Annotated in this window: 4 protein-coding genes; 2 read left to right on the top strand and 2 right to left on the bottom strand. The window is 50.7% G+C overall.

Features of this window, described 5'->3' with window-relative positions; genetic code table 11:
- The first annotated feature begins 296 nt into the window (after positions 1–296).
- Positions 297–878, top strand: coding sequence for an HAD family hydrolase (locus tag AC4GL5_RS18235; RefSeq protein ID WP_490384233.1), 582 nt, complete (start codon positions 297–299; stop codon positions 876–878).
- Between the two features lie 3 nt (positions 879–881).
- Here the strand turns inward: AC4GL5_RS18235 and AC4GL5_RS18230 are convergent, their stop codons facing one another.
- Both AC4GL5_RS18230 and AC4GL5_RS18225 read right to left on the bottom strand, forming a co-directional pair.
- Positions 882–1,649: a pseudouridine synthase gene (locus AC4GL5_RS18230; RefSeq protein ID WP_490384232.1), complete on the bottom strand. Its 768-nt coding sequence runs from the start codon at positions 1,647–1,649 to the stop codon at positions 882–884.
- A 224-nt stretch (positions 1,650–1,873) separates the two neighbouring features.
- A complete protein-coding gene (locus AC4GL5_RS18225; protein WP_490384231.1) occupies positions 1,874–3,463 on the bottom strand; it encodes an ABC-F family ATPase in 1,590 nt (529 codons plus the stop codon).
- Between the two features lie 203 nt (positions 3,464–3,666).
- On the opposite strand from AC4GL5_RS18225, the gene AC4GL5_RS18220 reads away from it, so the two are divergent.
- Positions 3,667–4,653, top strand: a complete 987-nt coding sequence (locus AC4GL5_RS18220) for a DMT family transporter (protein WP_490384230.1) — start codon at positions 3,667–3,669, stop codon at positions 4,651–4,653.
- The last annotated feature ends 122 nt before the right edge of the window (positions 4,654–4,775 follow it).

Genomic DNA, 4,775 nt, shown 5'->3' with positions numbered 1-4,775 from the left:
AAATTCCTGTCATTCAAGAGTAATTTTTTTGCTTCGTCATGAAGCGGTTTTTCTGGAAGTCGTGCTATTACTTATGGAAAACAGGACGAGAACTTACTTAGTGAATATATCAAACTAAAGTGAAGACATCGAAATGGTGCATAAATACAGACTTGCTTTCAGACAAGCTCATTATACACAGTTCGCCTTCTCTGTCTAAAATTATTTTGCCACATGCAAGTACTCCGTATAACTGCTATAACATATTGAAATATCGGGCTTTAGGTTACCGGTAAAATCGTAAGGAGCGCAGTGGCATGCAAAATATTAAAGGAATTATCTTCGATCTGGACGGTACCCTGGTCTCTTCTTCACTGGACTTTAAATGGTTAAGAGAGCAGGTCGCCTGCCCACCGGAAGACGATATTCTGGCTTTTACATCAACTCTGAATGACCCCTTTCTGAGAGACCGGGCTAACAGCATCATTGAGCAGCATGAACTTGAAGATGCCCATCAGGCCAGCTGGATCCCCGGGGCCAGGGACTTTGTTGAACGCCTGAACCGGATGAACTACCCCATGGCGATTGTGACCCGTAACTTTCAGGAAGCAGCACAGATCAAAATCAGCAACAACGCGATGCCGATCACCCGTGTCATTACCCGGGAAGAAGCTCCTGCCAAACCGGACCCAACAGCCCTCTTAATGATCGCTACCGAGTGGCGTCTGCAGCCGGAACAGGTAATGTACGTAGGCGATTTTCGTTACGACATTGAAGCCGCCAATAACGCAGGCATGCGCTCCTGCCTGTTTGCCCCTCAGGAAATCCCGGATTATGCTCACCAGGCTGATCTGGTGATCCGGCATTTTGATGAGTTAACAGGTCAACTCAGCGATTAAGGATTAAGGATTAAGGTAAGCACTGTGACGAACGCCACTGGCTTTTAGTTGATCCAGCTCATCCAGCGTCAGCTCCCGCCAATGCCCGGGCTCTAATGCCGGATCAAGTTGCAGCGAACCCAGCGAGCTGCGGTGCAGCTTAACCACCTCGTTACGGAAGTGACCAAACATACGCTTAACCTGATGATAGCGCCCCTCGGTCAGCCAGACCCGGGCGTGATGATCGTCCAGAATATCCAGTCGCGCCGGGCGGGTCATCACGCCCTCATAGTCAAACCAGATACCTTCAGCAAAAGCCTGAACATAGTCGTCATTGACCGGACGCGCCAGCTGCACCTCATAGCACTTCTCAACCTCTTTATCCGGCAGAGTCAGGGCTGTTGACCAGTCACCATCATTGGTCAACAGCAGAAGCCCGGAGGTATTCAGATCAAGCCGTCCCACATGATGCAGCTGATCTTTATCCGGATGCTCAATCAGATCGATCACGGTTTTGTGCTCATCGTCGGTAACCGCCGTTACCACACCCACTGGCTTATGCAACATCAGATACAGCGGCCGATTATCCTGCAGCCGTTCCCCGTCCAGCTCAATTCGACTGAAAAAGTCGATGGGCTGGCTGATACTGTCTGCGGGCTTGCCGTCCACCTGGATCCGCCCCTGCGCCAACATCAGACGCACCTGTTTTTTGCTCACCGGATGCGCCGGATCACGTTCATACAGGGTCTGACTGACAAAGCGGTCTAAACGGGCTTTTTTTGATTGGCTCATACATTTTTTTAACGGGTAAAGGGTAACGGGTTATTGCATTGTTAACGGATCAGGTCATATTTCACGGTAATAAAAAATGCCGGTCTGTTACACCCTGCCTTTAAGGGCAGAGCAAACAAACCGGCATCGGATCAGGGACAGATGAATCGTTTAAACGACAATCTGATTCCTGCAATCAACGATCAACGCTTACCTTTCACCTTTCAGTTAAAAGCTAACCGTTATTAGTTAACACCCTGACTCTTCAGATAGTCTTCGTAAGTACCGTGGAAGTCGACAATGCCGGTCGGTGTCAGCTCGATAATACGGGTCGCCAGCGAGGATACAAACTCACGGTCGTGGGATACGAACAGCAGCGTACCTTCGTAGTTTTCCAGCGCCAGGTTAAGAGACTCAATAGACTCCATATCCAGGTGGTTGGTTGGCTCATCCATCAGCAGGATGTTCGGACGCTGTAGCATGATCTTACCGAACAGCATACGACCCTGCTCACCACCGGAGATTACCTTAACGGACTTATCGATATCTTTCTGGGAGAACAACAGACGCCCCAGCGTGCCGCGAATCACCTGCTCGTCATCACCTTCCTGACCCCAGTCACCCATCCAGTCCAGCAGGGTTTTATCTTCTTCAAAGTCTGCAGCGTGATCCTGAGCGTAATAACCCAGCTTGTGGTTTTCAGACCACTTAACGGTACCTGCGGTAGGTTCCAGATCACCCACCAGACATTTCAGCAGGGTGGACTTACCGATACCGTTGGGACCAATAATCGCCACACGCTCGCCCACTTCAACCATCAGATCGAAACCGGAGAACAGCTCTTCATCAAAACTCTTCGCCAGACCTTCCACTTCCAGCGCTAAGCGGTGCAGCTTCTTCTCCTGCTCAAAGCGGATAAACGGATTCTGACGGCTGGAAGGCTTGATATCTTCCAGCTGGATCTTATCGATCTGCTTAGCACGGGACGTTGCCTGTTTGGACTTGGAAGCGTTAGCCGAGAAACGGCTTACAAACGCTTTCAGATCGGCGATCTGGGCTTTCTTCTTAGCGTTGTCCGCCAGCTGACGCTCACGCACCTGAGTCGCTGCTGTCATGTACTCATCGTAAGTACCCGGATACAGACGCAGTTCACCGTAATCAAGATCTGCCATGTGCGTACACACACTGTTCAGGAAATGACGGTCGTGCGAGATGATGATCATGGTGCAGTTACGCTCATTCAGAACGCCTTCCAACCAGCGGATGGTGTTGATATCCAGGTTGTTGGTAGGTTCGTCCAGCAGCATGATATCCGGATCAGAGAACAGCACCTGCGCCAGCAGCACACGCAATTTCCAGCCCGGTGCGATTTCACTCATCGGACCAAAGTGCTGCTCAACAGGAATACCCACACCCAGCAGGAGTTCACCGGCACGGGATTCGGCGGTGTAGCCGTCCATTTCGGCGAACTCGCCTTCCAGTTCACCAGCGCGGATACCGTCTTCTTCGGTCATTTCCGCTTTCGAGTAGATCGCATCACGCTCTTCTTTAACCGCCCAAAGTTCAGCGTTACCCATGATCACGGTATCAACTACACTGTATTGCTCGTAGGCGAACTGATCCTGCTTCAGCTTACCGATGCGCTCGTTCGGGTCTTTGGAGACGTTGCCCGCCGTTGGCTCAAGATCACCACCCAGAATTTTCATAAAAGTGGATTTACCGCAGCCATTGGCTCCGATCAGACCATAACGGTTTCCTTCACCAAATTTTACGGAAACGTTTTCGAACAACGGCTTAGCGCCGAATTGCATGGTGATATTGGCAGTAGTCAGCAAGATAATAACCTGAATCTATTGATTAAATATTCGGCCGGGGGGAGAAAATTCCTGTTTGTCCGCCTCGGTAAAAGGCGCGTATTATGCCGCGTCTGCGTAACAGGTGAAAGGGAATCCCCCAAGATAACACTGCTGAACAGTAAAACAGCGTTAGAAAATCAGCCTGAACACCACTAACAGCCAACTTTTGTCCGGAGCCGGTAATGGCTATACGAACTTTTTTCTCTTTTCTGCTGCACCCCAGTGAACAGCAAAGCAATCACAGCGGCCTGATTATCATGATTCTGGCGATGCTGCTGGTGCCTTCGGTAGACGTTCTGGCAAAAATACTGACTCAATCTCTGGGGCCTGTGCAGGTCAGTTTTATCCGAACCCTGCTACAGACATTGTTAATTACACTGATTCTGATGCGCACCCGGACAGGTTTAAGCTCCCTAAGACGTTTAAAGCCCAGCCTGATACTCCGGTTAGGTATCGCAGGCAGCCTGATCACCTCGGCAATTACTTTTATGATGTGGTCACTCAGGGAACTGCCCGTCGCCAATGCGATTGCGCTCTTTTTTATCGAGCCGCTGCTGTTAATGGGCCTGTCGGGACTGGTTCTGAAAGAACGTACTCCGTGGGTGCGTTATCTGGCTGCTATTGTGGGCCTGATTGGAGCCATGGTCGTGGTACGCCCTAACTGGCAACTCTATGGCTTCAGTGCCGTACTACCGATGCTGGCCGCTCTCTGTTACGCCCTGCATTTTATTGTGATCCGCAAATGTCGGGATCAACTCCAGCCTTTGCAGATTCAGGCCGGGACCGGGATCGCCGGGATCGCCTTTCTCGGGGCTCTTTTAATCGCAGGCACCCTGACTCAGGAAACGGTTATGCACTGGCACCCGCTGCAGAGCGCCCACCTTCCCCTGCTGGCACTCTTAGGTGCAATATCCGCTGCCTGCTATCTGATGATCAACGTTGCCTTCCATCGTGCAGCCGCAAGCACACTGGCTCCGTTTCAGTATCTGGAGATTGTCAGCGCCACGCTTCTGGGTTTTCTGGTATTCAGTGAATACCCGGATAGACTGACACTGGTGGGCACCGCCATCATTCTGGCAGCAGGCCTGTTTGTGATCGCCCATGAACAGAAAAGCAGTCGCCGACAGAAAAGCATTACCGAAAATTCTCAGGGCGGACTGATGCCCTGAGCGGTTTGTCTAGATATAAAACGCAAAAAGCCGCTTCTTCCGAAACGGCTTTTTAGCTTAATGTGTTCCGTCCTGAATAAGGTTGACACATTTTCTATCCTAAACTGGAGAAATGTGATGAC

Source organism: Oceanospirillum sp., from assembly GCF_982874595.1.
The sequence above is the reverse complement of the archived record's forward strand: the minus strand, read 5'-3'. Positions and strand labels throughout refer to the sequence as shown.